Origin of the sequence: Vibrio sp. vnigr-6D03 (genome assembly GCF_002835515.1) — a bacterium.
Lineage (GTDB): Bacteria > Pseudomonadota > Gammaproteobacteria > Enterobacterales > Vibrionaceae > Vibrio > Vibrio penaeicida.
On sequence record NZ_PIZL01000021.1, the window covers coordinates 1074 to 25503 of the forward strand.

The following is a 24430-nucleotide window of genomic DNA, read 5'->3' on the forward strand; positions in this document are numbered from 1 at the left end:
CTACTTAACTGGGCGTTATGTCACTGGAGGTATAAATGGAAACTATGGAACTTAGTGTAATTGCCTACTTCGCCAATGCAGTAGGAATAGGGCTCATACTTTGTTTAGCTTTTGGAGTCATATTCAAAGTTGGGATGGTGGCTTCAGCTGTCTTTGCTTACCCAGTATATTTGGCGATTTTTGCTCTTGAAATGTTCATCCAGAAGAACAGAAAGGACACAGAGCGAAAGTTCTTCAGGTTAAATATTCCAGCCGAGAATCCAAAGCGTTTTTTAATGAATACGTGTGCATCGATAGTGTTGCTGTTCATGTTGCCGAACTTTTTCGCTTTGTACTCGATACTAAGCCTAGAAGCACATAATGAAATTTTGGCTGTTGATAAGTTAGTTAAGTTGATGTTCGGCTCTGATAAGTTCCAGTTATGGTGCAACGCATTATCCGGTCTTTTTGTACTTGTTATTTTTGCTATAAGCTATTTTACCGAGGTTGACTCGCGAGAACCATTCGAAAAAATTGAACAACTATCTATTCCATCTTTGTGGAAAAGTGTGCTCAAACCAATTGCGGGACATAACAAATTGTTCAATCAGACCCAAAGCGCTTGGCATTTTTGCTGACGCAAAATTATATACCGAGGTTAACAAGGCGTTATGTGCTAGGAGGGGAGTTTGGATAAAATCTTTATTTCACAATTAGTTGGTAGTGATCGAAGCTCTGTGTTTGATTTGCTTCAAAACGAGCAAACTATGAGGTTTTTGGGACCTAGAAGACCTTTGACTGATGCAGAAGCTGAGATTTGGTTTGCTAACGAGCAACAGGCAGAAACTAGGTTTGCTTTCAGGTCGATTGAAACCAACGAAATTGTTGGTTTTTGCGGAGTTACTCAACTTGATGGCGAGTTAGACTTTGGGTATTTCATTCGTCAGAAGTTTTGGGGGCAAGGGTTAGCGTCTCTAATGTGTAAGTCCGCAATATTCAAACTGGCTCAATCCATTGATTTAATGCAAGTTAAAGTCTTTATCGCTTCAGATAATGTGGGTAGCCAAAAAGTGGCGCATAAACTCGGCTGGCAAATAAAGTGCACCGCTGAGAACGAATTTGAGTCAGGGCACTCGTATCAAATACGCACATAACAAACAATTCAAACAGACCAAAAACGTGTGGCACTTTTAGTTGGCGTTGAGTTTGGTGTTTATGGTGGTATGCAGAAACGGTATTTGTACGTTTTTGGCAGTTTAATTGGGCGTTAGAATGAAAGAGGTTGAATAAATTAAACTTGAGATATGGGGTGTTTCTCGTTAATTTCCTTCTTTAACCTATAGCCGGATTTTTCGAATCAGGGAATCTCTAATACTAAGCTTACAAGTGTTTTATGTGATATGCCTTTAACGTTGTGGTATGTTTGTAGCAGTATGATCGGGTCTTAGTATAGTAAACAAAATGCAATTGATAGATTATAAAAAGTATACAATTAAACAGTTACTGGAAGTTAAGTCTACTATAGAAGCCTCCTCGGAAAACTATGAGGCTTTTCAGAAAGAATTTCAGTCTAGAAAGCAAGAGATTGACGAGTATTTCGAAAACCAGCAATCTCAAAAGCTCTTGAATAAGAATAATAAGATTCAAGTATTAGCGTATTGTCAGCTTTTAGCTGCAGTAGGCATTCCAATGGTTGCTCTGATTCAATTCTTTTATAGTTCATTATCTACATTAACCCTATTAGCAACAATTCCCTTTGCAGCTATTAATTTTATAGCAGGTTATACACTTTTGACCCAAAAAAGACGGTACATCTGGGTTTCGGTTATTAATCAGCTACTTCAGGTTCCAGCTTTTGCTCTTGGTAGTATTTACGCAAATTATTCTGGTCTTGGGGGCGTGTACTTCTCTGTGTACTGGGGGCAGTCTATGGCTTTCGAATTTATAGCAAATTTTTCTCCGGGTTTTATGATTCAGAAGGTCGCAGGAAATTTTCCGGTACAAAGTGTCTCTATCGATATCCTAGCAATTTTGTTTATTCTTTTACTTGTTACGGCGAGTTTTACTTCAAAATCTGAAACCTCATCGAAATAGAGTTCTAACAAACGCTTCAAGCCGACCGCCAACGTGTGACATTTTTGGTTTGCAGTAATTTTAGTGTTTAAGGCGCAATGCAGCGGCTTGATTTGTGCGTTGTCTGCGGTTTAAGCTGGCGTTAAGTTTAAGGATTACTATGGGCAGAACAGGTTACTACAATAAGCTGCGTAAAAAAGAGCGATACTCTGATACGCATTGTATGAGTCAACTAAAAGCTACTCAGGCACTACTTAAGTTTTGTTCCGAGCACGGCCATGCAACAGATGAGTATATTGTAGCGATAGCATCATGTGCTGAAGCTTTAGAAAATAAAAATATAGAGCAAGCCGTTAAGGATTATCAGAAAGTGCCTTTAGGTGGGAACAACTGCTTCAACGATTGGTATCCTCCAGCTGTATATGAACATGAAACAGAAACCTATGCTTTAGCAGTTTTCGAAGCACTGACGATTAATTGGTCTCGACTGATGGCACTATCTACGGATAATAAAACTTAACAAGCATTTAAGCAGACCCTCAGCGCGTGGCATGTTTGGTTTGCAGGACTTTCAGTGCTTATGGCGCTATGCAGAAACTATCGTTGTGCGTTTCGGGCTACTTAATCGGGCGTTATGAGTCCGAGTACCCCACGTTTAGTAGACACTTTACTAAGTTAGATCTAGGGTCTAATTGAGAGGTGATTTATGGCTAAACATCGTAATCCAGCGTACACCGAAGAATTCCGCAAAGAAGCAGTGCGTCTTGCCAGTCTTCCAGGTCGAACGGCGGTCTCGGTTGCTCAAGAGCTGGGCATCAGCGCTCAGCAAATACGGAACTGGAAGCGTCAATTCACACGTCTATCGGATAAACAGTTTAACACCTTAGACGGTGTTGATTATTCGAAGAAAGAGTCTGAAGAGCTTCGAGCGTTAAGGCGCGAGAACAAGCGACTCAAAGATGAAATGGAATTCCTAAAAAAGGTCTCTGCGTACTTCGCGAAGCAGCAAGAGTGAAGTACGAGTTCATCGACAGTTATGTTGAGAAATACAAAGTCACTCACATGTGTCACGCTCTTGATGTCTCACCTAGTGGCTTTTGCAAGTGGCGTCATCGAGTGCCCAGTGAGCGTTCAAAGCGTCGACAGTGCTTTGAACAATTGGTGATGTGTACCTTTGCTCAGTATCGGGCTCGCTATGGTTCCGTGCGGATAACCGAAGAGCTTAACGAAGCAGGGCATGCCTGCTGCGTGAATTATGTGGCTGATATCATGAAAGAAAAAGGCATCAAGGCGCGTAATGGCAAAGGGTTCAAATACAGCAAGGATGTCGCTGCAATGACGAACGTTGCCGACAATTTACTGCGCAGAGACTTTGAGTCAGAGACACCGAATCAGAAGTGGGTCACAGACATCACGTATATCTGGGTGAAGAGCCGTTGGCTCTTCCTAGCGACGGTGATGGACCTACACTCAAGGCGCATTGTTGGTTGGTCGTTGGGCACAACGATGACGGTGGAACTTGTCATGACATCGTTAAAAATGGCGTTTGAGTCACGTAAGCCACCGAAGGGGGTCATCATCCATTCGGACCGTGGTGTACAATATCGGGCATATAAATACCAAGACTTCATGCGTCAGCATGGAGGCATACCAAGCATGAGTCGACAGGGAAACTGTTGGGATAATGCGGTGATGGAGTCGTTCTACAGCCGACTGAAAGTCGAGCTGATATATGCAGAAGACTACCAAACGCTTGAGGAAGCCCGACTGGGTATCTTCGAATACATTGAGGTATTTTACAATCGTAGAAGAAGGCACTCAGCGTTGGGGCATGTCAGTCCGGTTGAGTACGAAAATATGTAGTTATGTGGTGTCTACTTTTTGAGGGGTACACCAGTATAATCAAGGACAGTTCAACATGAAAAAATACCTTTTAGTCTTATGGATTGCGTTATTGTTAACAGGATGTGATTTACCTTTTGAACAAGCAAATCAAAAATTTGGTAGACAACACTTTATTTCAGCAGTCTCGGCAATCGAACTCCATAAAACTCGAAATGGTATGTACCCTTCAAGTTTAAATGAGCTTGAATTCTTAGGAGATTGGGATCAAATATGGATTTCATCAGTAGAATATAAAAAGACGGAAACTGGCTATAACCTCTATCTAGAAAAAAGCTGGTCAACGACTCCAGAGTTGAACTTCCCATCTTCTTTTAAACGTGGTTTGGGTATCGAAAAAACAAATATTCAGTGGAATCAAAATTAACATAACAAGAGACTATGGCGTCAATAGTTAATTTTTGGCGCTACCTTTATCCCACATAACACCATCTCTTAGCATTGAATTTAGTATCACAACCATCTTTCTCATGCAGGCTACGATAGCCACTTTTTTAGGCTTTCCTACCGCAAGTAATCGTTCATATGTGGCTTTGAAAATGGGGTTACATTGGATAGCCGACATCATCGCCATGTATAAAACGGTTCTCACTTGAGCTCGTCCACCTTGTATCATTCGCTTACCTTTGAGGCGACCGCTTTCTCTTGTTATTGGAGCAACGCCAATGAGAGAAGAAGCTTGTTTATTGGTGATGTAACCAAGTTCAGGTACGTTACTGATGATAGAGGCGGCGACTATTTTCCCTACTCCTGGCATGCTTTGTAGGAGCTCATTTTTGGCTTGGTACTCAGGGCAGGTGTCGATGAGTTTTGTTATCTTTTCTTCTATTTTGGTTATCTGGTTTTTTAGTGCAGTTAAGATGGGTTTTATAGAAGAAGCAAGGGATTGGGGTAGAACTTGTATTCTGTTTTTCTCCATGGTTTGCATCGAGAGTAATTGATTGTGCCTAGTTACTAAGTCACTAATTAAGCGGATGTTTTCGCTTTTTAGCTGAGTGAGTTTTGGTTGAATAGCTTCGGCATAGTGAGCAATAAGCGCAGCGTCTAATCGGTCATTTTTAGCTCTTTGACCTATAGCGCCAGCGAACCTTTTCACATGCAAAGGGTTGGCGATAACATAAGGCAAATCGGCTTTGTCACAGGCTAGAATGAATGGCATTTCTAGTCGACCAGTCGCTTCGATAACGACCCGTTGAGGTCGATGTTTCTGAATGGTTTTTATTGCATCGCTGATGGCTTTCTCATTGTTTGGAACAGTGAAGTAAATATCGAGCGGGCGGATGTAAATGTCTAATTGTGACTTACCAGTATCAACGCCGACATTAATGTTTTGAAGTGTGTTTGTATTCATAATAAGCTAACTCTTGCTTGCAAATGCGGGCTCGAGACCCAGAAGACTATTCGAGTGTGGTGCTTGGAGTTCTATCAGGCGTTCGTACTTGTTACCGGTCTCTCAATTGAGGAGCCAACGTTTAATCGAACTACCAGATAGAAGAACTTTAGTTGCAGCTAAAGTCTGGGTCTCACCTTACCCGATTTGAGTGCTTATTATCCATACAAAGTGTTTAAGATTGATTCTCAACCCTCGGCATTTTTGGCTTGCTTTAAATTTAGTATTTTACGGCACAATGATTTAGGTTAGGTGGTCGGTATTGCTTACTACTTAATGCAGCATTATATGTAGGAGGCGCAATGATAATTAGATATATAGCAATTTTCCTAGTTGCTTTAAGTATCGGTGCATATGCAAGTTTTTATGCTACTACTGGGCAAGTAGAAGCAATTAAGAAAGCAGAGTATCAAAAGGGTTTAGAGAAAGGATCAGAGGTGTTCAGGTTAGCAATGAGCGTAGACTCTGCACCCTTGGTCGAAAAGTCAAATCTACTAGCTCGCTATACAATGTGTGAACTTGATGGTGTTGAATCAGATGCACTTGCTACAGTACTGGTATTAGACGCTTTACAGCTAGGAACATTGACCAAGCAAAATCAGGAATTGGTTGCTGATACACTACAAACAACACTAAGTCTCCATACAAAACTAGATGGGAAATACTCAGAACAAAGTGTATTAAACAAAGTGCTAGTACAATATTGTGAAGCCAATTTGCACGTCTTTGGTGACTGTTAAAAAGTAGAGAACTTAGCAGAAAAGGACTTAAGCAAACACAGTCCAAAATGCACATAACAAACGACTATGGCGTCAATAGTTAACTTTTCGCTGTATTTTTATTCCACATGACGCCATCTCTTAGTATTGAGTTTAAGATGACAACCATCTTACGAACGCAGGCGATGATAGCGACTTTCTTTGGTTTTCCTGATTGAACAAGGCGGGTATAAGTCGCTTTGAAAACAGGGTTACACTGCATAGCAGACATCATTGCCATATATAGAACGGTTCGAACTTGCGCCATTCCTCCTTGAATCACCCGTTTGCCTTTGTAGCGCCCACTTTCTCGAGTAATGGGTGCGATACCAACGAGGGAAGCGGGTGATGTAACCCAACTCGGGAACGTTGCTGATAATTGATGCAGCCGCGATGTATCCAATGCCAAAATACTTTGTAGGGTGTCGTTTTTGGTCTGATAGTCTGGACACGATTCGATGAGTTTAAGCAGCTTATCCTCGATGTTTGAAATCTGTTTTTTCATAGCAGTTAGCATTGGCTTGATGGTCGAATACAGAGACTTTAGCAATACCTGAATACGGTTCTTCTCCATTGTTTGCATAGAGAGTAGCTGATTGCGACGTATGACTAAGTCACTCATTAATCGAATGTTTTGAAGTGTATTGGTGTTCATGGGGGTTATCGGTCTCTCAAGTGAGGAACCTAGCTTCAATCGAACTGCCCCATAGAAAGCTTTAGTTGCTGCTAAAGCCTGGGTCTCACATTACCCGAATTTAGGTAAGATTATCCATACAATCAATTCAATAAGATTTGCAACACTTGGCATTTTTAGTTTAAATCGGCGTTAGTGTTTACGGCACAATGGCTTGGGTAGGTGGCAGCGTTGTTCACTACTTAATTGGGTGTTAGGCTAATAAAGGAAATATATATGACACTTGGTGTCTTAATTCTTCTTTCTTTTCTTCATATTGCAGTTTGTGTAGCGAGTCCTTTTACTTTCTTTATTGCAGTATTTAAGCAGCGCAGATTTGAACTTTCCAAATCCGATACCGATATTTGTGTTGCCTTGTGGGGAGCATATTCCATCCTAACAATCGCGAGTGTTGTTTTAGTTTCATATTGTTATCTCACGAGCAGCCTAGCTGCGTATTATTGGTGGTTTGCAATGCCTTGGGCTTCATTGGCTGTACTTATTGCTTTTGTAGTGAGGGTATCGAAGGTCAAATAGACCTAACAAACGCCTACCCATACGTTTCTCTTTAGGTTTGCAGTAATAATTGTGTGTAAGACGCTATACAGTAGCTTGTTTTGTTAGCTGTCTGCGGTTTAAGCTGGTGTGAATCATCTAAATTACCCATACAATTATGAGAGGTTAAAATTGAATATACATATTAGTGGCCTAGGGGGGGAAACTAATATTCTGGGGAGCGGTACTTTTTCTTATTGGCTTGCTTCAGGGAGTGTTTATCCCATTATTTCTAAATCCAAGAATGGCATTGTCTGCCCACTTAACAGCCGTTCAAAGTGGGATGGCATTAATGATATTTGGCTTAATTTGGGGCTTGTTATCTCTAGGAAAAAATGGCTTAGGGTATCTTACTACTCAAGTATTGGTGGTATGTATTTAATCTGGCTCGCCATAACTCTTGCTGCTGTGCTAGGCGCAAGTAAGGCGCTCCCAATCGCTGGTAAAGGATTTTCATCAACTCCCATTGGTGAGGTCGCCGCTGAACTTATGGTTTATGCTGGATCAGGTCTGTGCGTGCTTTCAGCGGCACTAATAGTTGTTGGCTTGTACCGTGGTCTTAAAAATCTAGGTACTTAATAATTCGCTCCAAGATGACGTACTATGTGTGCATTTAATCAAAACATTGGCTGAATAGACCCTCATGAATGATGATGAACTCAAAAAGTAGACTTGCCTGATTTTTAAGCTCTTCTCTCGTTTCCTTTTTCTAAACTCTAGACTGAATCGGTGTTTTGGGTTTTGTGGTCTGGTTGCAGAATACTTTGTTGGCTAAGATGCTGCCCATCAAATGCAAGCCAGATGCTTAAGCGCTAAGCGAGTCTGTTTGCTTGTATCGCTCGAACAAATACTTCAAACCGACAGCCAACGCGTGGCATTTTGGTTGGCTGTAAATTTAGTCGTTAGTGCGTAGACTACTTTTTGACGGATATACCAGTGTGCTTAGGGGAGCAGAAAGGGTCGTGAGGGAGTCGACCCTAGCTTTAAAGAAGGGAGAGGTTTTACGCTGCACGCTGGCTGGTTTCATGGCGGTAAACGCGAGTGCCAGTTTCAGTGTTCTCGTAAACTTCTAATTCTTTTAGATATGACCAAGCGTGAACGTGAGTGTTTGTTTGCGCTGCAAGTCTAGCGATAACTGCATTCACACTGCGACCAGCGTAGTCTTTAGTCGGTACGAAAATGTTCTTAATTACAGATAGCATAATGGGCTCCTTATGTAATTAAATTACCAAATCTATCTGCGGCAACTATAGCAAAGAGTTAAAGTGTGATCAATGTCCGTTATTAAATTTCACAATCATTATTGAATGTAATTTTTAGATCAAAAAAATGAGCCGCACACATAACAAAAAAATTCAAACCGATAAACAACACGTGGCATTTTAGGTGCGTGGACAATTTACACGTCTTACGCTAAATATTTGGCGAGTCACCCTAGATCCAAAAGAGCTTTACGTTTTGCTACTGGTTGGGATTATCAACCGCAAATGCTATTCACTCTAAGTGAACTCAAAACATGTCCACAATTAGTTTTCCATATACTCCCAGTTCAGAGCGCAGGTGTATGGACGATGAATATTCTGTTTTGGGGTGGTATGGTTTGGTGCTTGATACTTTAAGCTGGTCTTAGTTGCCCTAGCGAGTCCGAATTTAGGAAATATATGGAATACAAATTAGACATAGAGCCGTCGGATAGTGATATCAGTGAAATTCGTGGTGGGTTAATTAAGCACAACACTCCATTTCTGGAGGGGATACCTAAGTCGCAAGTTGGGTACTATGCAGTCGAAGGCGAAAACAAAGTGGGGGGTATTATCGCTGATATTAGGGGTAATTGGTTACTTATCAAATTTCTTTGGGTTGATGATTCCATGAGGGGGAAACGAGTTGGTAGTCAACTTCTTCATCACATTGAAAGCTATGTGAAATCCCAAGGTTGCCAATCGGTACTGGTCGATACTCTCAGCTTTCAAGCGAAGCCCTTTTATGAAAAGTATGGGTACAAGTGTCAGATGGTACTGGAAAATTACCCAATAGATTCATCTTTGTCATTTCTCACAAAATCGTTAATCGAACAATGAGTTAGTGTTAACGTACCGCAGCGCTAATTCACAATCAGTCTTTAATTTGCTTACGTTGGCCTACACATCTTTTTGAACAGTAAATGACGTTTTCCCAGTCTCTTTGCCATTTTTTACGCCAAGAAAATGGGCGCTGACATACAGGGCAAATCTTTTTTGGTAAATGGCACTTTTTCATTTGGCAGGTCTTACATTGCGCATTAGCAAGCGGGGAACGTGCTTTTGTACTTCGGGTCGTTTTTGCCATTGCCACAGTAAGTCTTTGGCGCTTTTGTATTGTTGGTTAACATCTACGATAGGATCGGGGTAGGTTTGAGAGTCAAAGTTGTACATCAACTTTTCCATTTCTGACAATTGCCAAGGCGCATGAATCAGCGGGGCGGGTATTTCTGCTAGCATTGGCAACCACTTTTTGACGAATGTACCGTCAGGATCTTTTTCTTCACCTTGTTTAACAGGGCTATAGATTCTAATGGTGTTGAAGCCTGTGACACCTGCTTGCATTTGAAATTGGCTATAGTGAATACCTGGCTCAAAGTCTAAAAACAGGCTCGCCAAATGGGAGACACCCGCTCGCCAGTCCAGTTCTAAGTGGTGACATAAAAAACTAACCAGCATAGCCCGCATTCTAAAATTAATATAACCAGTGGAAATTAAACAGCGCATACAGGCATCTACCATAGGTACACCAGTCTTACCTTGTTGCCATGCTAGTAAACGTTGTTCTGCTAATTCTCCACCGACTCTCGGTAAATTATCATAGCCTCGGTTTAGATTATGAAATTGAATGTGATATTCGGTTTCAAACTTTTGAATAAAATGACAATGCCAATGCAGTCGAGAGCTAAAAGCAACTAAACTGCGCCTCCATCCTTTCAATTGCCAATGTTCCAGAACGGTTTGATAGACTTGTCTTAGGCTTAGATTGCCCCAAGCCAAATATACAGAGAGTCGAGAGCAGTGAATTTGACTGCTTAGTGGACTCGAAAGGCTATATGCATAAGCCTGACCTCGTGATTGAAAAAAAGACCTCAATGTAGTTTGCGCTTTGCTCTCACCACCTTGTTGAAACTCACCTTGTTCAGTAGGTAGTTGCTTAAACATCGCCTTCAAATCGCAATTTAACTGGTGCTCCGTAAACCAATTCACTTGCTCTAATGAAACATTGGCTTGTTCTGCTCTCATCATTTGTTGCCAATGTTTATCCCAATTCACTCTATTGGTTAAACCGCGCACTACCGCTCCAAAGGGAGCCTGGTGCCACCCTATCATTGCACTATTACAATATTGAGCGATCATTCGGTCACGAGCAAACGTGTTTTCAAGCCCGACTTCTTGATGAGAAAATATGTATTTAATCCCAAACTTTTCATGTAATTGAGATAGGGTGTGTTGCGCAGATTGCATGGAGCAAAATAGAGCACCTTGGGGAAGTTTACTTTGCATGTCGCGTAATGACTCAGCCACAAATTGCCAATGCCTCGGGCGATAATGTGGATCAGACATTAGGAGCGGCTCAAAACAATACACCAGCAAAACCGGTAAACCAGTTGAAACAGCATTTAATAGTGGTTGGTGATCTGTGAGCCTTAAATCGCGCTTTAACCAGACAACGGCAATGGACATAATTGTTTTACTCCACAGTACCGCTAATCGGCCAATCCACCATGTCTGTCGAGTCTAAAGTTGTAACCACTTCCGAGGTGCACCATTGACTCACGAAATGCCCATGAGGATCATACTGTTGTGTTTGTTTCGTTAAATTAAAATGACGACCGCCTTTAGGATCTGCCCCTACACCAGCAATGTATTGCCAATTCCCCCAATTCGCAGCGACGTCGTAATCTAACAGCTGTTGTTGAAAATACGCTGCACCATAGCGCCAGTCTATGCCTAAGTCATAAATCAAACAGCTAGCAACTATTTGCCTGCCTCTGTTTGACATATAACCTGTTGCGTTTAGCTGTTTCATACACGCATTGACTAGAGGGAAGGGGGTGTTACCCAAACACCATTTTTTAAAGCGTTCAGCAAAAAAACTTGTGAGTGGTTTAGTTTTTTTACTTCCTTGAAAACTAAATAATTGTTCAGATAAATCAAAAGCCGACCACTGGAAAAATTCTCGCCACAGTAACTCGAATTTTATCCAATATGTCGACTCATTAGCACCTTGCTGTGCTTCAAATTCATTGATTTCATGCCAGATACGGCAAGGTGAAAGACTGCCAATTGCCAAATATGGGCTGAATTTAGTGGAGTTGGACCAACCGTCTAATTCGTTACGGGTTAATTTGTAGGTATTTGCAGCACCTGATTGAAGGTAATCGGTTAAATGCGTAAGTGCAGCTTGTTCTCCAGCTAAAAATTCGCAGTGCGTAATGTTGCTATCAGATCCAGATAAGTCTGAGGCCGATTCCTGATGTAATGATTTTAAAAGTTTGTTTAGCTTGAGTGGGGCAATATCTGCCAGATTAACCTTTACCATCGGCACCCTAATATTGTGTACCTGTTGCTTTTCAACCAACTTCCTAAATTTTGAAAATGTAGTTAAGTCACTCGAACTACGGGCTGGCTGTTGATCAAAAAGCGTGTGTTGCCAATGCGTTAAAGAAGCTAGTTTAGGTAATGTGCTAACAATATGGTGGTATAACTTTGTTTCATACCAGCCTATTTGTTTTGCGATAGCTATTTGCGATATATGCAAACTTTCAACGCACTGCGCTATGAGTAATTTAGAACTACCCTTCAAAATTATTAAATCGTGACCGAACTCTGCCAAATCTTGCTGCAATTGCTCCAAGGCTTGATGAATAAATTGCAAACGTTGTTTACCGATGGCGTGCGAATTAAATTGTACGTAATTAACCAACTGCTCATCAAAAATGTAAATGAAAGTGATTTGTTCAGAAGTTTGTAGGGCAAGTTGTAATAATTCGTTGTTCTGAAGTCTCAAATCATGAGTAAACCAGTAAAGCGTTTTATGTTTCATCAAACCGAAATATCCGTAATACAATTCAAAATTTTACGTGGTTAAAGGGTGACTGGAACCTTATCTTGGCGTTAGGTTTTTGAAGGACTCAAACTCTTAATTTCTTGAAAAACTTCTTCTGCCTCAGCTGTTAGTTGCGAGTAAGTTCTAATATCACCGTTTCTTTGGGCGTGCATAGCTTGTTCAAGCAGCATTGAGTGTCTTTTTTTGAGTTTCTTAGCTGGGTTGCTCTTAAAAAAAGAAAACATGAATAACTCCGTTAATGTTTAGTTTTTTCTATACGTCCAGCTAAGAGGAATAGTTCACTCTGAGGCTCTCTCAGCAAGTAGTCTAAAAAAACAGTCAATCAGATTTTTAAAGCTTAGCTTTGTCGGTTGAATTTACTGGGCTAATATCTAGCTATCAACATAATGAAAGGATGCGAATTGTGTTTAAGAAGTTATTAGGGTTAGCACCAAAATTAGAATCGGATGGTTCATATTCACCTTCAAAGGTTGCTTTGAAAATTGCAACTGCTGACAAGACCGATTACAAAGAAGTTGAATACAGCCCTGTAGACGGATCAAGGCGAAAAATCTTAGTCTTGGCGACCGAGCAAAAAAATATGGAAATGAAAAACGGGAAGCTTTTTTCGACTGGTAATCACCCTGTTGAAACTCTAGTACCCATGCTGCATCTTAGAAATGCAGGCTATGAGTTTGAAATATCTACGCCTAATGGTAAGCCCGCGATCATAGAAATGTGGGCATTTCCCCATAAAGATGAGCACGTAAATTCTATTTACAGTGAATACAAAGAACAATTGGAAAACCCCATTAGTCTGGCTGAATTGGTCAACAGTGGATTGAACGTTGAAGAATATGCAGCCGTATTCATCCCTGGCGGTCATGGTGCAATGTTGGGTCTCCCAGAAGATAAACGTGTTGGTACTGTTCTAAATTGGGCACACGACAATGATGTTTTTACAATTTCTATTTGTCATGGTCCAGCTGCTTTCTTATCTACTCATATGAATGGTTCTGAGTTTTTATATCAGGGGTATAAAATGGCAGTTTTCCCTGATTCAGTTGATGCTCAAACACCGATGATCGGCTACTTACCGGGTAAGATGCCCTGGGGATTGAGTGAGAAGTTAAAAGGTTTAGGCGTGGAGTTAGCGAATAGTAAAGCTGACAATACAGTTTGTCGTGATCGCTTGTTAATTACAGGAGCAAGCCCATTGGCCGCAGATGCCCTTGGAAGGTTGGCTGCAGAAACGTTGGTTTCAGTACGTACTTAATAAACACTTCTAGCCGACGGCCAACACTAGAGGGATAAATCGGTGGTTTGGGCATATTCTCGTTTCCACTCAAAAGATCACTTCGTTTGAATTAGGGAATATCAGAGGTGAAGTTTGCTCTTTTTGGGTGAGATTAACGGCTTATTGGTGAATAAGCCGTTTTATATACGCGACGTGTAAAAGGCAAAGAAAGGAATACCGATAGAGTTAAAGAGACTCTAGCTCTTTCGCCTGCATGGTCATTCTGATTTGCGAGTTAGGCGCACCAAAACCCCGGTACCCATCTCTTTGAACAATTTCGAAACAGAATCGCCCTTCAAAGAGCTCCGAGTACAGTTGATAGAACACACCGTGCTCGTCTTCATCGTAAAGGATATTAAAGCGCCTCATAAGTGACAATTGTTCCGAAGACAGACCGAATCTCGTGGCGAGATCGTCATAATAGTTATCAGTAACCGGCATCGTTTTTACATTGAGAGACGCTAACTTTTCAGCCATAGCGAAAATATCTCGAGTGCTGAATGCGATATGGTTTACCCCTGTTCCGGCGTACGTATCCATAATTTTATTAGAGACTGTACGCGAGGCTTGCGAGCTATTGAGTGTGAAGGCAACTCGATTGTCCGGTGTTTGCATTGCCTGACTTTTCACTAACCCGCTCGGGTCTGTCAGGCTGACGCTCGGTGAGCCAACCATGTTAAACATAGCGCGGTACAGCAGGATAGAATGCAACATTTCTTCATAGGGCATGGTGGTGGCGATGTGGTCAATTGCCGTTAGATACGCTTGTAGCTCGGCAGGCTCATTCCATTCAAACTCTCGCTCCCAATGAGCGGGTTGGTCAGATTCATCAACCAGATAAATTAAGCTTTCTCCGGGGCCTTGAATGGCTGGTATCCCGTGCGTGTCAGAGCCCGTATTACCGTGAATTTGGTAGCAGAGCTTATTGGCGCGATCAAGCAATTGAGGAACGTCGGTACAAGTTAACCCAACAGCACAAACAGAGGCGCCATGTTTTTGGTGGTATTGCTGTGCGAAGCTATCAGGTTCAAGGTTCATGACTAGGTTAATACTTCCCTGACGCCATAGTTCTACGTTCTTCTTCTTGTGAGTTCCAGCGTGGTAAAACCCTAGGTTACCGAGCAGTAACGTAAGCGCCTCTCGCTCTTTGATATTAAGGGCGAACTCTATAAATTGGACTTCAGAAGGCGGAAGTGTTTTGGGCAATAATGAACTTGATGGAAGCACATTAGTTCCGGCTACATGATCTTGTCTATTGGCTGGCTTAGATGCCTTAATGTCTTCACTTCTATTGTTGGCAAAAACCAAGGAGCGGTATCCATCAATAGCGGTTTTTTCTGGAGAACTTGATCGAAATTGGTCGTTAAAAATTTCGAGAGAAAATGGACCGTCATATCCTGTAGCGTGAAGATTTTTCATAAATTGATCTAGGGGAAGCTCTCCTTGACCGGGGAAGCAGCGAAAATGTCGACTCCAACTCAGGTGGTCCATAGACAGGCGCGGAGCGTCGGCGGCTTGCACTAGGAAAATCTTTTCCCCTGGAATGTTCAGCATAGAATCAATTTCGGTCCCTCTAGAGAAAATATGGAACGTATCTAAACAAACGCCTATTTTCTCGTGATTGGCTCGGCGAACAATTTCCCAGGAGTCTCTATAATCAAAGACATGCTTACCCCATGCGAGAGCTTCATAGGCGACTCGCTTCTCTCTTTTCTCCGCGATAGATCCAAGTTCACTAAAGTCGTCGGCAGCTCTTTGAATTCCACCTAAAGCATGTGGTGAACAACTGCTGCAAACCATAAGAAGATCGGTTCCAAGCTCATCCATAATGTCGAACTTTTGATTGGCTCGCTGAAAGATACGATCACGATACGGTGCAGGTAAGCCTTCAAAATCTCTCAATGGTTGATAAGCAACAACACTAAGCCCGTTATCATCAAGCATTGAGCGAATTTCTTTTATTGAACCGTTATGGTTGATCAAGTCGGCTTCAAAAATTTCAATTCCACGAAATCCCGCTTTGGCGCTGGCTTCAATTTTTTGCCTTAATGATCCTGAAAGACAAATCGTCGCAATAGAATAAAGCATCACCATTACCCCTTTGTTTGATGAATTAACCCTTTGATGGCTAATGCGTACCCCTGAATGCCAAACCCTACGATGATTCCATTTGCTACAGGGGAAATATAAGAGTGGTTTCTGAAAGCCTCTCGAGCGTGGACATTAGAAATATGGGTTTCGATGGTGGGGACTTGAGTGCCTTTAATAGCATCATGCAACGCCACCGATGTATGAGTAAAAGCGCCGGGGTTAAAGACAACGCCCAGAATTGAGCCGTTCTTTACACCAATGCCCGCCTCATGAAACCAGTCAATAAGCACACCTTCATGATTGCTTTGCATGAATTTGATGGTTACACCATGCTCTTTAGCGGTTTGATGACAAAGTGCCTCTACATCATCTAACGTAGAATTACCGTATTGTTCAGGTTCCCGTTGACCGAGAAGATTGAGGTTAGGACCATTGATTACGAATATAGAGGACATTATTTTCTTCCTTGAGCAGATTCTAGGTCTTGAAAAGGCGGTGTTTGTATAAACACTTTCTCTCCACTTTTCACCGCCTCAACGATGGCTTCGGTGACACGTAAATTTTGAACACCATCATGGACACTCACCAAAGGTTCAGCTAAGCCTCGAATCACGTTACAAAAGTGGTGGAGCTGAGCTTCCAAGGGATCTGTTCTTTCTAATTTCACATCACTACATTCGAAAGGCTTCCACCAAGATCGATCTTCATCCTTCAAGTAACGTTTTAGCTTGAGGGTGGGAACGGAAAGCGACCCGTGAGTTCCAGCGATGTGGTAACAATCTTCATCGGGGTAGGTAGCGTAAGATTTGTTCTCTTGTGCGGTTTGCTCCCAGCTTCGAGCCGATCCTGCCGTGTCCGAAAGAATAAATGTGCCCAGCGTGCCGTTGGAAAAAGAAAATACGATAGCAACGGTGTCTTCAACTTCAAATCCACGGTGTGTATTAGAAGCCGTAGCTTGTACTGAAGAAATTTCCCCACACAAATATCGAAGATTACCTATTTCATGAATCATGTTGATGAGAATAGGACCTCCTCCGATTTTGGTTCGCCAAGTCCCTAGTTCAAAATAATCGTCGGGCTTGTAAAAAAGAGCACTGCCTGTCACGGCAACAGTCGCCCCCAATGAACCAGAATCTATGAGCTCTTTTGCTTTACGCATAATAGGGCTATGCATACGGTGGTGACCGACAAGCAGGGGGGTAGAGTAATTTTGAGCAATGCGATACAAGCGTTCTCCCTCTGAAAGAGAGTGAGCCACCGGCTTTTCGATGATGGCAGGTATCCCCGCTTCTAAACAGGCGATAGCTTGTTCTACATGAAGGTGATTTGGCGTAGCCAGAATGACACCATCAGGTTTTTTAGAGCGTTCGGAGGAATTGGAATCCGAATTACTGAACATTGTCTCAAGCTTACTGTACCAAGGGACACCGAGACTCTTAGCAAGCTCGCGCCCTTCATCGGTAGGGTCAACAATCGCAAACAAAGCGTAATTCGAATTGTCAGATGTTAATAACTTAATATGACTCTTTCCAATGAGCCCGGCTCCGACAACAGCAATATTAATTTTTTCCATGGGCAAACAGGCCATCCTTGTATTGGCAATTTCTTTAGATGAGCGAAACCCTCACGTAGAGTGATACATTTTATTAGAGGGTAGGTTGGTTCTTTTCGGGAATAGTCAAAGAACCAATCTTGAATTTGAAGGGGAAGAACTATCGTCCTACTTAGGGTTGCTCACCCCCTTCGGTATTATTAATGTTTTCATGACTCTGTATTTGGCGTTAGTCCCCGTTTTGAACGTGTTATTCGGACACTTTTAAGCGATTAACGAAACCAAATAAGTGCGATTCAATGGCTTCCTGGCATACGTTGAAATCTCTTTTGAGCGCTGCTTCCATAATGGATTCATGCTCATCTACTATATCGGTACCGCGGAAACCATTGGTCTTTAATTCAACAACCACAAATTGACGAAATTGGTCATAAATCTGCTTATGGTAGTGGATATGTAACTCTGATCCGCAAGCCGCAATCAATGCCGCATGAAATTCGTAATCGCATTGATGCCACATTCCAAAATGTTCTTCGATATCCTCTCGCATCTTTCGTTCAACGTGCAAAAGTTTATGGTGAGCGGCAACCAGATTACTTTCCCACTCCATTCCACCATTAGAGAAAGACTGCTTTGCCCCATCGCTTTCAAGCAAGACTCTAAGGCGAGTCAACTCGTTCATTCGCTCGTTTGAAGCGCTGGCAATACTGAACCCCTTTTGACCTTCTGCCTCAACAAGCCCCTCGCTTGATAGCCTTGCTAAGCTTTCTCTTAACACGTTCACACCACTGTTATAACGGCCTTTCAACGTATCCATTTTAAGTTTGCTACCGGGCTCGAAAGCACCCATCAAAATATCGTTACGCAAGGTTTCATAAAGATTCATTCGGTTTCCTATCAAAGCGCGCTATTGCTATCTACTATTTTTACAGTAACACACGATTAAGATCGATTTTTGGGGTGACTGCTTATATTTATGAGTTTTTCATTTATCGATGTCAAATCATTTTTGTCACCTATTTTTAAAAATGAGTGATGTTTTAACAAATAATCTACAAAATTAACATTAAGGGTTGTGCGAGGTGAAAAAATCGTGCAATTATTGATCAGAGATTAAGGCGTTAATGTGTGTAAACCTGTTAATGCCCACTTTGAGGCTGACCATTTGGTTTGGTCTTTTTACACAAAGGAGTGTGTCATAATGAAAATGAACAATGTTGCAAGCCAGTTTAAAAAAGCCTTTACGACAGTTGCGATGACTGTTGCGTTGTCCGCAACCAGTATTGCAAATGCATCTGATGTTAAATTGCGCTTATCGGCGACGAGCTCAGAAACGGATCAACGTGCTGTGGCTTTGTTAGAAAAGTTTGGTCCTGGAGTTTCTGATTTTGCGACGTTTGAACCGCATTGGAATGCCTCATTGTTTAAACAAGGCACAGAGTTAGAAGCAATTGCGCGAGGAAACTTGGACATGACCATTACGTCGGCGCAAGAGCTGGCTGAGTTTATTCCTGAGTTTTCTATCTTTTCTGCGGGTTACATGCACAGAGATGCCGCTCACCAAGTGGCGGTATTCAATGCTGATTTCATGGATGATTTCAAAGAGAAAGTGGAAGACGTACTAAACGTTAAGCTCTTGACGGTTATGTACATGGGTCGACGTCAATTGAATCTGCGTACCGATACTGAAATCCAAACGCCAGACGACTTGAAAGGGGTGAAACTGCGCATGCCAGGATCCGATGCGTGGCAATTTTTAGGCAAAGCATTGGGTGCCAACCCAACGCCAATGTCGTTTACTGAAGTTTATACCGCGCTTCAAACGGGAGCCGTTGACGGTCAGGACAATCCGTTACCAACCACGAAAGACGCTAAATTCTATGAGGTGACAAAGCAAATCGTACTAACCAGTCACCTAGTGGATCTGAACTACTTAGCCATTTCCAATAAAGTGTTCAATAAATTCTCGAAAGAGGAGCAAGCGAAATTGCTAGTGGCAGCAGAAGCCACTGCAGAGTTTGGACGTCAAAAGCAATTGCAATTGGAAAATGAATTGGCAGACTTTTTCCGAGATCAGGGTTTGAAAGTGTACACGCCCAATGTGGAGGCATTTCGTAAACAAGTTCAAAGTACTTACTTAAACTCCGACTTTTCAAAAACTTGGCCTGAAGGTCTTCTTGAAAAGATCAACGCACTATAAAGCTTTGAATTTATGACTATCTGGAATTGGCTGAAAAAAGCAGCTGATGGCATCGCGGTTACAATGTTAGCCGCTATGTTCATCATATTTTGCGCTCAGATATTTTCGCGATATGCGTTGAACGAACCATTAGGGTGGTCAGAAGAACTCTGTCTCACTCTTTGGCTGTGGCTCATTTTTTGGACAGGGGCATTTTGTCTAAAAAGCAGCGACCATATTCGTTTCGATATTTTGTATCTCAGCGCCCCCAAAAAAATACAAAGAGCGATGTTCTTTTTGGCCGCTCTTGGGATCATTGTAGGGTTTGGAATCAGCCTAGCACCTACTTGGGATTACATTACTTTTTATAAGATTAAAAAGAGCGCCATTTTGAAAATTAGATTGGATTACGTGTTTAGTATTTATGGCGTATTCCTAGCCGTGATAATTATTCGATACTCTTGGGCGATATATACGCTAATAAACCCCAAGCGCAAAGAAGAACAAGAGAAAAGTAGGTTGTAATCATGAGTATCTCGTTGAGCTTATGCCTAGTAACGGTTTTGTTACTGGCCGCTTTTGGCGCCCCTGTATCTTATTCCATGCTGATTGGCGCTATCGTTTATCTTTTTATTAGTGGGCAAGACCTCGCTTTAGCGGGCGAGCAAATTATTCAAGGGTTTTACAGTAGCTACATCTTGCTGGCTGTTCCGCTATTCATTTGTGCTGCGAATATCATGAATGCAGGCAGCATTTCAGACCGACTGCTTCAATTTTGTGTCGCCATTGTTGGGCATTTCAGAGGGGGGCTTGGTCACGTTAATATTGTGTCTAGCCTTATCTTTTCTGGTATGTCAGGTTCCGCGGTTGCAGATGCGGCCGGCATAGGGCGCGTAATCATCAATATGATGACCAAAGACGGGCGTTACCCGCCGAGTTACGCCGCGGCGATAACGGCTGCTTCGGCCACCATCGGCCCTATCATTCCTCCATCTATTCCCATGGTGATTTATGCCTTGGTATCAGATACCTCTATCGGTTTCCTATTTATAGCGGGTTTGGTACCGGGTCTGATGATGGGGGTAGCGCTTATGATCATGAATACCGTTCAAGCGAAGCGTTTGAATATTCCGATGGAGCCCAAAACCCCGACTAAGGATTTACCCAAGATCACTTGGCGAGCATTGCCGACTTTGATGATGCCAGCGATCCTGTTATACGGCATTTATGGGGGGGTTACCACGCCCACGGAAGCAGCCGCTGTTGCAGCCGCTTATGCACTAATATTGGCTGCAGTCGTGTACAGATCGATAAGTTTTAAGGAGCTTTACCATGCGATTAAAGAGAGTGCTTATTCTTCTGCGTCGGTGGGGTTGGTCATAGGGTCGGCATTGATTTTTAACTATATTATTGCTACTGAAAACGTACCGACTCAGATTGCTGGTGTGATTTCAGCATTGGATTTATCTCCAATTGCATTCTTGTTGTTGGTTAATCTCATCTATTTGTTACTGGGATTCTTATTGGATGCCACGACCGTCATATTGGTGATTGTTCCTCTGTTTATTCCTGCTTGCCGTGAATTAGGAATCGATCTCGTTCACTTTGGGGTTGTGACGATAGTAAATTTGATGATTGGTTTAATTACGCCTCCTTATGGGATATTGCTGTTTGTGATTAACGGCACAACCGACATTCCATTAGCCGGCATTATTAGACAAGTCGTCCCTTTTATTATTATGTTGTTAGGCGCTTTGTCCGTAATGATTTTCTTCCCGGACTTAATTCTATTTTTACCGCGTCTATTCGGTTACCAAGGATGACTATTTTGAGGTCACTTGGGCATAAGCATTTATTCCGTAATGTCTCTCTGCTCTCGCGCTTTTTTCTGAAATTGTTTTGGTGGCATTCCACTGACTCGACGGAAAAAGCGCGAGAAGTAACCGGGATCTTCAAAGCCGAGTTTATAGCCGATCTCTTTCGCAGAAAGCTGTGTGTAGATAAGTTGTCTTTTGGCTTCGGTGATAAGGCGTTCGTGAATCAACTGCAACGCATGTTGGTCGGCGAATCGTTGACATAATCGATTGAGTCTGCCGGCGCTTAAACCAAGTTCATCTGCGTACTGGCTAACACTCCAATGCTCTAAATAGTGTTCGTCTACCAGCGCCATAAATGCCTCGTATGCGACAATTTTAGAATCGAGACCCACGTCAGAAATTTGGTTGGGTTTGAGAGAACGATGTATCAATAACAGCAATATTTTTAGATAGCCCCCAATCATGGATTCTTGGGCTGCATCCGACGAATGATATTCCTTGATTAATTGCTGAGTGAGATACATCGCTTCTTTTGAATGCTGGCTACCAGGCTCCAGTTGAACCACTAATGATTCGCGGAACAACTGAGGAAAGAGTTCCCGTTCTTTTTCATTGAATAGCTGCATAAGAAAGGGTTGAGAAATTGTGACAATGTAACCTTCGACGTTAGGTTGGTGCACAAATCCATGCACTTCTTTGGGGGGGATCGATAACAGACAGTGCTCTTCTCTTTCTACTGACAAGTCTCTGACTTGGGCCAGCATTTTGCCTTTTTCTAAAATCAGCAACTGATGCAAATTGTCATGGCGGTGAGGGTGAATTTCCCAATTATGTTTCGGTAAAGAATGCTCCAGCCTCGCGATATCAAAATAGGCTAAAGCGTTAGAGGGGACGGCTTCACCGTAAAGAAAATAGTGGGGGATATCGGACATGGTGCCTCTGTGAAAAATTGTTGATTAAATGGTCAAAACGTTACAAATGTACAATAAATTGTGAAAAAGTTGAATTTATTCCTGATGTGATGGCGATTAATCTAAATACTCATTCAGAGTACAAGGTAGAAATAGAGTGCACGGGATCCCTTATATGCAGATACGTGGTGGCAGTTCGAAAGGGCTGTATTTTCTTGCCAAAGACCTGCCCGAAAATGAACAGGAACGAGACCAACTCATACTCGATATTGTGGGGCGAGATCACCGCCAAATCGATGGGCTTGGCGGCGCGCACCCACTAACTAGTAAGGTTGCGATTGTTTGTTTGTCGGATGATCCGCTCGCAGATGTCGACTACCTCTTTGCTCAGGTTGTGTTGGGAGAAAACCGAGTAGATACGTCCCCCAATTGCGGAAATATATTGTCTGGTGTTGGGGCGTTTGCTCTCGAAAGCGGCTTGATTAGCGCAGCGGAAGAGACAACTACGGTTCGCGTAAAAATGCTCAACAGCCACCATTACTGCGACCTTATTTTGGAGACGCCGAACGCGACCTTGACCTACCAAGGCGACACCAAAATCGATGGCGTTCCAGGAACGGCTTCTCCAGTTATTTGCCAGTACAAAGATGTGGCTGGTTCGGTATGTGGCGCGCTTCTCCCTACGGGAAATGCAGTCGATGTGTTTAATGGCGTACCCACAACGTGCATTGACAATGGAATGCCAGTGGTGGTCATTCAAGCAAAAGATGTCGGGTGTACAGGTTATGAAAGTGTGGAGGCTTTGAATCAGGATTCAGAGTTGAAATCAAAACTCGAAGCCATTCGTTTGCTGGCCGGCAAAGCAATGAACCTTGGGGATGTCACAAACAAAGTGGTACCCAAAATGAGCTTAGTTTCAAAGCCGATTTCGGGTGGTCACATCCACACGAGGACCTTTATCCCTCATACGTGCCACACCGCCATTGGCGTATTGGGGGCGGTATCTGTCGCCACGGCATGCATGCTGCCGTCTTCGGTTGCTCAACCTATGACACCGCTCAGTTTGCCTCAATCTGTTAATACCGTTTCGGTTGAGCACCCAACCGGAGAATTCTCAGTCGAACTGAGTACCGATGAAGATGGTCGCATCAATCAAGTGGGTTTAGTTCGGACTGCAAGGGTTTTGAGCAAAGGCATTGCTTATCCAGCGCCATATTGAGAAGGACCAAAGGAAATCAAATGGATAATTGGAAAAGAACGCATTGGCGTGAGAAGGAAATCTTGGCATGAAAAGGAGAATTGAGCATGAATAAACCCAGTTGTATGGCACCAGACAACAATACACGTGTGCCGAGGTTTAAAGCGCCTCCTAAATCGTGTGATGCCCATTGCCATGTATTTGGTCCACACGATGTTTTTCCCTATGCGATGACATCAATGTATTGGCCACCCGATGCCGACAAGCATGCCCTTAAACGAGTTCATGACACTCTGGGAGTGGAACGAGCCGTGTTAGTTCAAGCAAGTTGTCACGGAACAGATAACCGAGCCATGTTGGATGCCATTAAAAGCAGTAACGGTGCCTATCGAGGAGTTTGCATTGCGGACGACACCTTTTCTGAAAATGATTTCCAAGACTTACATGACGGCGGAGTTCGAGGAGTGCGGTTTAACTTTGTTCGGCACTTAGGTGGCGCTCCAGATTTAGCAAAAATGCAAACTGTCCTAGATAGGGTTAAGCCACTTGGCTGGCATTTGGTGATTCATGTTAATGCGGAAGACATGATCCAATACGAATCTTTTTTCAATCAGATAGACATGGAAATTGTTGTTGACCACATGGGGCGAGTGCCAACCAGTGGAGGAGTAGGGCAGAAGGCGTATCAAATTTTGCTGGATTTCATGCAGCGAGATAATTGGTGGGTAAAGGTGTGTGGTTCTGAAAGAATTGCAGTTTCTCCTCCTTTTTACGATGCCATTCCGTATGCCCAAGGCTTAGTTGAGTTAGCGCCTGACCGCATTCTGTGGGGAACGGATTACCCACACCCAAACATCAAAAAACACATGCCTAATGACGCCGATTTATTGGATTTAGTGCCACTGATCGCGAGAGATGAAGCCACTCAAAAGAAAATCTTAGTGGATAACCCAGCGCGACTCTACGGATTTGAGGATTGAAA

Annotated in this window: 28 protein-coding genes and 1 pseudogene; 17 read left to right on the top strand and 12 right to left on the bottom strand. The window is 42.7% G+C overall.

The features are described 5' to 3' along the window. Nucleotides 1-35 precede the first annotated feature (35 nt). The 7 genes from CW749_RS17925 (at nt 36) to CW749_RS17955 (ending at nt 4321) form a co-directional block, all read left to right on the top strand. On the top strand, nt 36-617 hold the full coding sequence (locus tag CW749_RS17925) for a hypothetical protein (RefSeq protein WP_101113648.1): 582 nt from the start codon (nt 36-38) through the stop codon (nt 615-617). Between the two features lie 51 nt (nt 618-668). Then, nucleotides 669-1133 (top strand): GNAT family N-acetyltransferase, encoded by a 465-nt coding sequence (locus CW749_RS17930; protein WP_101113649.1) that lies wholly within the window; start codon nt 669-671, stop codon nt 1131-1133. Between the two features lie 307 nt (nt 1134-1440). Beyond that, a complete protein-coding gene (locus tag CW749_RS17935; RefSeq protein WP_101113650.1) occupies nt 1441-2073 on the top strand; it encodes a hypothetical protein in 633 nt (210 codons plus the stop codon). A gap of 139 nt (nt 2074-2212) precedes the next feature. Next, a complete protein-coding gene (locus tag CW749_RS17940) occupies nt 2213-2572 on the top strand; it encodes a hypothetical protein (RefSeq protein WP_101113651.1) in 360 nt (119 codons plus the stop codon). A 186-nt stretch (nt 2573-2758) separates the two neighbouring features. Next, complete coding sequence (locus tag CW749_RS17945; protein WP_216602694.1) at nt 2759-3067, top strand: transposase; 309 nt, start codon at nt 2759-2761, stop codon at nt 3065-3067. Further along, the gene (locus tag CW749_RS17950; RefSeq protein ID WP_101113652.1) at nt 3064-3915 is read left to right on the top strand and encodes an IS3 family transposase; all 852 of its coding nucleotides are present in this window, start codon (nt 3064-3066) and stop codon (nt 3913-3915) included. The genes CW749_RS17945 and CW749_RS17950 overlap by 4 nt, the downstream gene beginning before the upstream one ends. A gap of 55 nt (nt 3916-3970) precedes the next feature. Continuing rightward, nucleotides 3971-4321 (top strand): lipoprotein, encoded by a 351-nt coding sequence (locus tag CW749_RS17955; RefSeq protein ID WP_101113653.1) that lies wholly within the window; start codon nt 3971-3973, stop codon nt 4319-4321. 27 nt (nt 4322-4348) lie between these two features. Here CW749_RS17955 and CW749_RS17960 read toward each other — a convergent pair whose 3' ends face one another. Next, nucleotides 4349-5305 carry an IS110 family transposase gene (locus CW749_RS17960; protein WP_101113654.1) on the bottom strand — a complete coding sequence of 319 codons (957 nt, stop codon included), beginning with the start codon at nt 5303-5305 and terminating at the stop codon, nt 4349-4351. Nucleotides 5306-5646: 341 nt separating this feature from the next. Here CW749_RS17960 and CW749_RS17965 point away from each other — a divergent pair, with 341 nt between their 5' ends. Next, complete coding sequence (locus CW749_RS17965; RefSeq protein WP_101113655.1) at nt 5647-6084, top strand: hypothetical protein; 438 nt, start codon at nt 5647-5649, stop codon at nt 6082-6084. Nucleotides 6085-6163: 79 nt separating this feature from the next. Here CW749_RS17965 and CW749_RS17970 read toward each other — a convergent pair. Beyond that, nucleotides 6164-6733: pseudogene (locus tag CW749_RS17970) on the bottom strand (transposase); the annotation flags it as partial. Between the two features lie 279 nt (nt 6734-7012). Between CW749_RS17970 and CW749_RS17975 the strand changes: the two are divergent. Together CW749_RS17975 and CW749_RS17980 are read left to right on the top strand one after the other, a co-directional pair. Then, complete coding sequence (locus CW749_RS17975; RefSeq protein WP_101113656.1) at nt 7013-7312, top strand: hypothetical protein; 300 nt, start codon at nt 7013-7015, stop codon at nt 7310-7312. A gap of 150 nt (nt 7313-7462) precedes the next feature. Next, the gene (locus CW749_RS17980) at nt 7463-7909 is read left to right on the top strand and encodes a hypothetical protein (RefSeq protein ID WP_201797013.1); all 447 of its coding nucleotides are present in this window, start codon (nt 7463-7465) and stop codon (nt 7907-7909) included. Nucleotides 7910-8331: 422 nt separating this feature from the next. Here CW749_RS17980 and CW749_RS17985 read toward each other — a convergent pair whose 3' ends face one another. Then, nucleotides 8332-8532 (bottom strand): hypothetical protein, encoded by a 201-nt coding sequence (locus CW749_RS17985; protein WP_101113657.1) that lies wholly within the window; start codon nt 8530-8532, stop codon nt 8332-8334. Nucleotides 8533-8991: 459 nt separating this feature from the next. Between CW749_RS17985 and CW749_RS17995 the strand changes: the two genes are divergently transcribed. Beyond that, nucleotides 8992-9411, top strand: a complete 420-nt coding sequence (locus tag CW749_RS17995) for a GNAT family N-acetyltransferase (protein ID WP_101113658.1) — start codon at nt 8992-8994, stop codon at nt 9409-9411. A gap of 34 nt (nt 9412-9445) precedes the next feature. Here the strand turns inward: CW749_RS17995 and CW749_RS18000 are convergent, their stop codons facing one another. The 4 genes from CW749_RS18000 to CW749_RS28090 form a co-directional block, all read right to left on the bottom strand. Further along, nucleotides 9446-9589, bottom strand: coding sequence for a DUF2256 domain-containing protein (locus CW749_RS18000; protein WP_101113659.1), 144 nt, complete (start codon nt 9587-9589; stop codon nt 9446-9448). Continuing rightward, a complete protein-coding gene (locus CW749_RS18005; protein ID WP_180958439.1) occupies nt 9586-11040 on the bottom strand; it encodes a deoxyribodipyrimidine photo-lyase in 1455 nt (484 codons plus the stop codon). Before CW749_RS18005 ends, CW749_RS18000 begins: the two co-directional genes overlap by 4 nt. Before the next feature lie 4 nt (nt 11041-11044). Further along, a complete protein-coding gene (locus CW749_RS18010) occupies nt 11045-12400 on the bottom strand; it encodes a DASH family cryptochrome (protein ID WP_101113661.1) in 1356 nt (451 codons plus the stop codon). 71 nt (nt 12401-12471) lie between these two features. Further along, on the bottom strand, nt 12472-12648 hold the full coding sequence (locus tag CW749_RS28090; RefSeq protein ID WP_126608638.1) for a DUF6435 family protein: 177 nt from the start codon (nt 12646-12648) through the stop codon (nt 12472-12474). Between the two features lie 179 nt (nt 12649-12827). Between CW749_RS28090 and hchA the strand changes: the two genes are divergently transcribed. Further along, the gene (hchA, locus tag CW749_RS18015) at nt 12828-13679 is read left to right on the top strand and encodes a glyoxalase III HchA (RefSeq protein ID WP_101113760.1); all 852 of its coding nucleotides are present in this window, start codon (nt 12828-12830) and stop codon (nt 13677-13679) included. Nucleotides 13680-13886: 207 nt separating this feature from the next. Here the strand turns inward: hchA and CW749_RS18020 are convergent, their stop codons facing one another. The 4 genes from CW749_RS18020 to CW749_RS18035 form a co-directional block, all read right to left on the bottom strand. After that, entirely contained in the window at nt 13887-15788 is a 1902-nt protein-coding gene (locus CW749_RS18020) for a sugar phosphate isomerase/epimerase and 4-hydroxyphenylpyruvate domain-containing protein (protein ID WP_101113761.1), read from the bottom strand. Between the two features lie 5 nt (nt 15789-15793). Further along, a complete protein-coding gene (gene aroQ / locus CW749_RS18025) occupies nt 15794-16246 on the bottom strand; it encodes a type II 3-dehydroquinate dehydratase (RefSeq protein WP_101113662.1) in 453 nt (150 codons plus the stop codon). Next, entirely contained in the window at nt 16246-17364 is a 1119-nt protein-coding gene (locus CW749_RS18030; RefSeq protein WP_101113663.1) for a Gfo/Idh/MocA family oxidoreductase, read from the bottom strand. Before CW749_RS18030 ends, aroQ begins: the two co-directional genes overlap by 1 nt. A 229-nt stretch (nt 17365-17593) precedes the next feature. Then, the gene (locus tag CW749_RS18035; RefSeq protein WP_101113664.1) at nt 17594-18229 is read right to left on the bottom strand and encodes an FCD domain-containing protein; all 636 of its coding nucleotides are present in this window, start codon (nt 18227-18229) and stop codon (nt 17594-17596) included. A 315-nt stretch (nt 18230-18544) separates the two neighbouring features. Here CW749_RS18035 and CW749_RS18040 point away from each other — a divergent pair, with 315 nt between their 5' ends. The 3 genes from CW749_RS18040 to CW749_RS18050 are packed head-to-tail and all read left to right on the top strand — an operon-like array spanning nt 18545 to nt 21345. After that, entirely contained in the window at nt 18545-19543 is a 999-nt protein-coding gene (locus CW749_RS18040) for a sialic acid TRAP transporter substrate-binding protein SiaP (RefSeq protein WP_101113665.1), read from the top strand. Between the two features lie 12 nt (nt 19544-19555). After that, on the top strand, nt 19556-20047 hold the full coding sequence (locus CW749_RS18045) for a TRAP transporter small permease subunit (protein ID WP_101113666.1): 492 nt from the start codon (nt 19556-19558) through the stop codon (nt 20045-20047). Between the two features lie 2 nt (nt 20048-20049). Further along, nucleotides 20050-21345, top strand: a complete 1296-nt coding sequence (locus CW749_RS18050; RefSeq protein WP_101113667.1) for a TRAP transporter large permease — start codon at nt 20050-20052, stop codon at nt 21343-21345. A gap of 29 nt (nt 21346-21374) precedes the next feature. On the opposite strand, the gene CW749_RS18055 is transcribed toward CW749_RS18050, so the two are convergent. Beyond that, complete coding sequence (locus CW749_RS18055) at nt 21375-22271, bottom strand: helix-turn-helix domain-containing protein (protein ID WP_101113668.1); 897 nt, start codon at nt 22269-22271, stop codon at nt 21375-21377. A 136-nt stretch (nt 22272-22407) separates the two neighbouring features. Between CW749_RS18055 and CW749_RS18060 the strand changes: the two genes are divergently transcribed. Together CW749_RS18060 and CW749_RS18065 are read left to right on the top strand one after the other, a co-directional pair. Further along, the gene (locus tag CW749_RS18060; RefSeq protein ID WP_101113669.1) at nt 22408-23469 is read left to right on the top strand and encodes a 4-oxalomesaconate tautomerase; all 1062 of its coding nucleotides are present in this window, start codon (nt 22408-22410) and stop codon (nt 23467-23469) included. Between the two features lie 86 nt (nt 23470-23555). Next, nucleotides 23556-24428, top strand: a complete 873-nt coding sequence (locus tag CW749_RS18065) for an amidohydrolase family protein (protein WP_101113670.1) — start codon at nt 23556-23558, stop codon at nt 24426-24428. Nucleotides 24429-24430: the final 2 nt, after the last annotated feature.

Bases quoted from the DNA above. Each gene is read 5' to 3' on its own strand.
- CW749_RS17925 (WP_101113648.1), top strand. From the start codon at position 36: ATGGAAACTATGGAACTTAGTGTAATTGCCTACTTCGCCAATGCAGTA.
- CW749_RS17935 (WP_101113650.1), top strand. From the start codon at position 1,441: ATGCAATTGATAGATTATAAAAAGTATACAATTAAACAGTTACTGGAA.
- CW749_RS17940 (WP_101113651.1), top strand. From the start codon at position 2,213: ATGGGCAGAACAGGTTACTACAATAAGCTGCGTAAAAAAGAGCGATAC.
- CW749_RS17945 (WP_216602694.1), top strand. From the start codon at position 2,759: ATGGCTAAACATCGTAATCCAGCGTACACCGAAGAATTCCGCAAAGAA.
- CW749_RS17955 (WP_101113653.1), top strand. From the start codon at position 3,971: ATGAAAAAATACCTTTTAGTCTTATGGATTGCGTTATTGTTAACAGGA.
- CW749_RS17960 (WP_101113654.1), bottom strand. From the start codon at position 5,305: ATGAATACAAACACACTTCAAAACATTAATGTCGGCGTTGATACTGGT.
- CW749_RS17965 (WP_101113655.1), top strand. From the start codon at position 5,647: ATGATAATTAGATATATAGCAATTTTCCTAGTTGCTTTAAGTATCGGT.
- CW749_RS17975 (WP_101113656.1), top strand. From the start codon at position 7,013: ATGACACTTGGTGTCTTAATTCTTCTTTCTTTTCTTCATATTGCAGTT.
- CW749_RS17985 (WP_101113657.1), bottom strand. From the start codon at position 8,532: ATGCTATCTGTAATTAAGAACATTTTCGTACCGACTAAAGACTACGCT.
- CW749_RS17995 (WP_101113658.1), top strand. From the start codon at position 8,992: ATGGAATACAAATTAGACATAGAGCCGTCGGATAGTGATATCAGTGAA.
- CW749_RS18000 (WP_101113659.1), bottom strand. From the start codon at position 9,589: ATGAAAAAGTGCCATTTACCAAAAAAGATTTGCCCTGTATGTCAGCGC.
- CW749_RS18010 (WP_101113661.1), bottom strand. From the start codon at position 12,400: ATGAAACATAAAACGCTTTACTGGTTTACTCATGATTTGAGACTTCAG.
- CW749_RS28090 (WP_126608638.1), bottom strand. From the start codon at position 12,648: ATGTTTTCTTTTTTTAAGAGCAACCCAGCTAAGAAACTCAAAAAAAGA.
- CW749_RS18020 (WP_101113761.1), bottom strand. From the start codon at position 15,788: ATGCTTTATTCTATTGCGACGATTTGTCTTTCAGGATCATTAAGGCAA.
- aroQ (WP_101113662.1), bottom strand. From the start codon at position 16,246: ATGTCCTCTATATTCGTAATCAATGGTCCTAACCTCAATCTTCTCGGT.
- CW749_RS18030 (WP_101113663.1), bottom strand. From the start codon at position 17,364: ATGGAAAAAATTAATATTGCTGTTGTCGGAGCCGGGCTCATTGGAAAG.
- CW749_RS18035 (WP_101113664.1), bottom strand. From the start codon at position 18,229: ATGAATCTTTATGAAACCTTGCGTAACGATATTTTGATGGGTGCTTTC.
- CW749_RS18040 (WP_101113665.1), top strand. From the start codon at position 18,545: ATGAAAATGAACAATGTTGCAAGCCAGTTTAAAAAAGCCTTTACGACA.
- CW749_RS18045 (WP_101113666.1), top strand. From the start codon at position 19,556: ATGACTATCTGGAATTGGCTGAAAAAAGCAGCTGATGGCATCGCGGTT.
- CW749_RS18050 (WP_101113667.1), top strand. From the start codon at position 20,050: ATGAGTATCTCGTTGAGCTTATGCCTAGTAACGGTTTTGTTACTGGCC.
- CW749_RS18055 (WP_101113668.1), bottom strand. From the start codon at position 22,271: ATGTCCGATATCCCCCACTATTTTCTTTACGGTGAAGCCGTCCCCTCT.
- CW749_RS18065 (WP_101113670.1), top strand. From the start codon at position 23,556: ATGAATAAACCCAGTTGTATGGCACCAGACAACAATACACGTGTGCCG.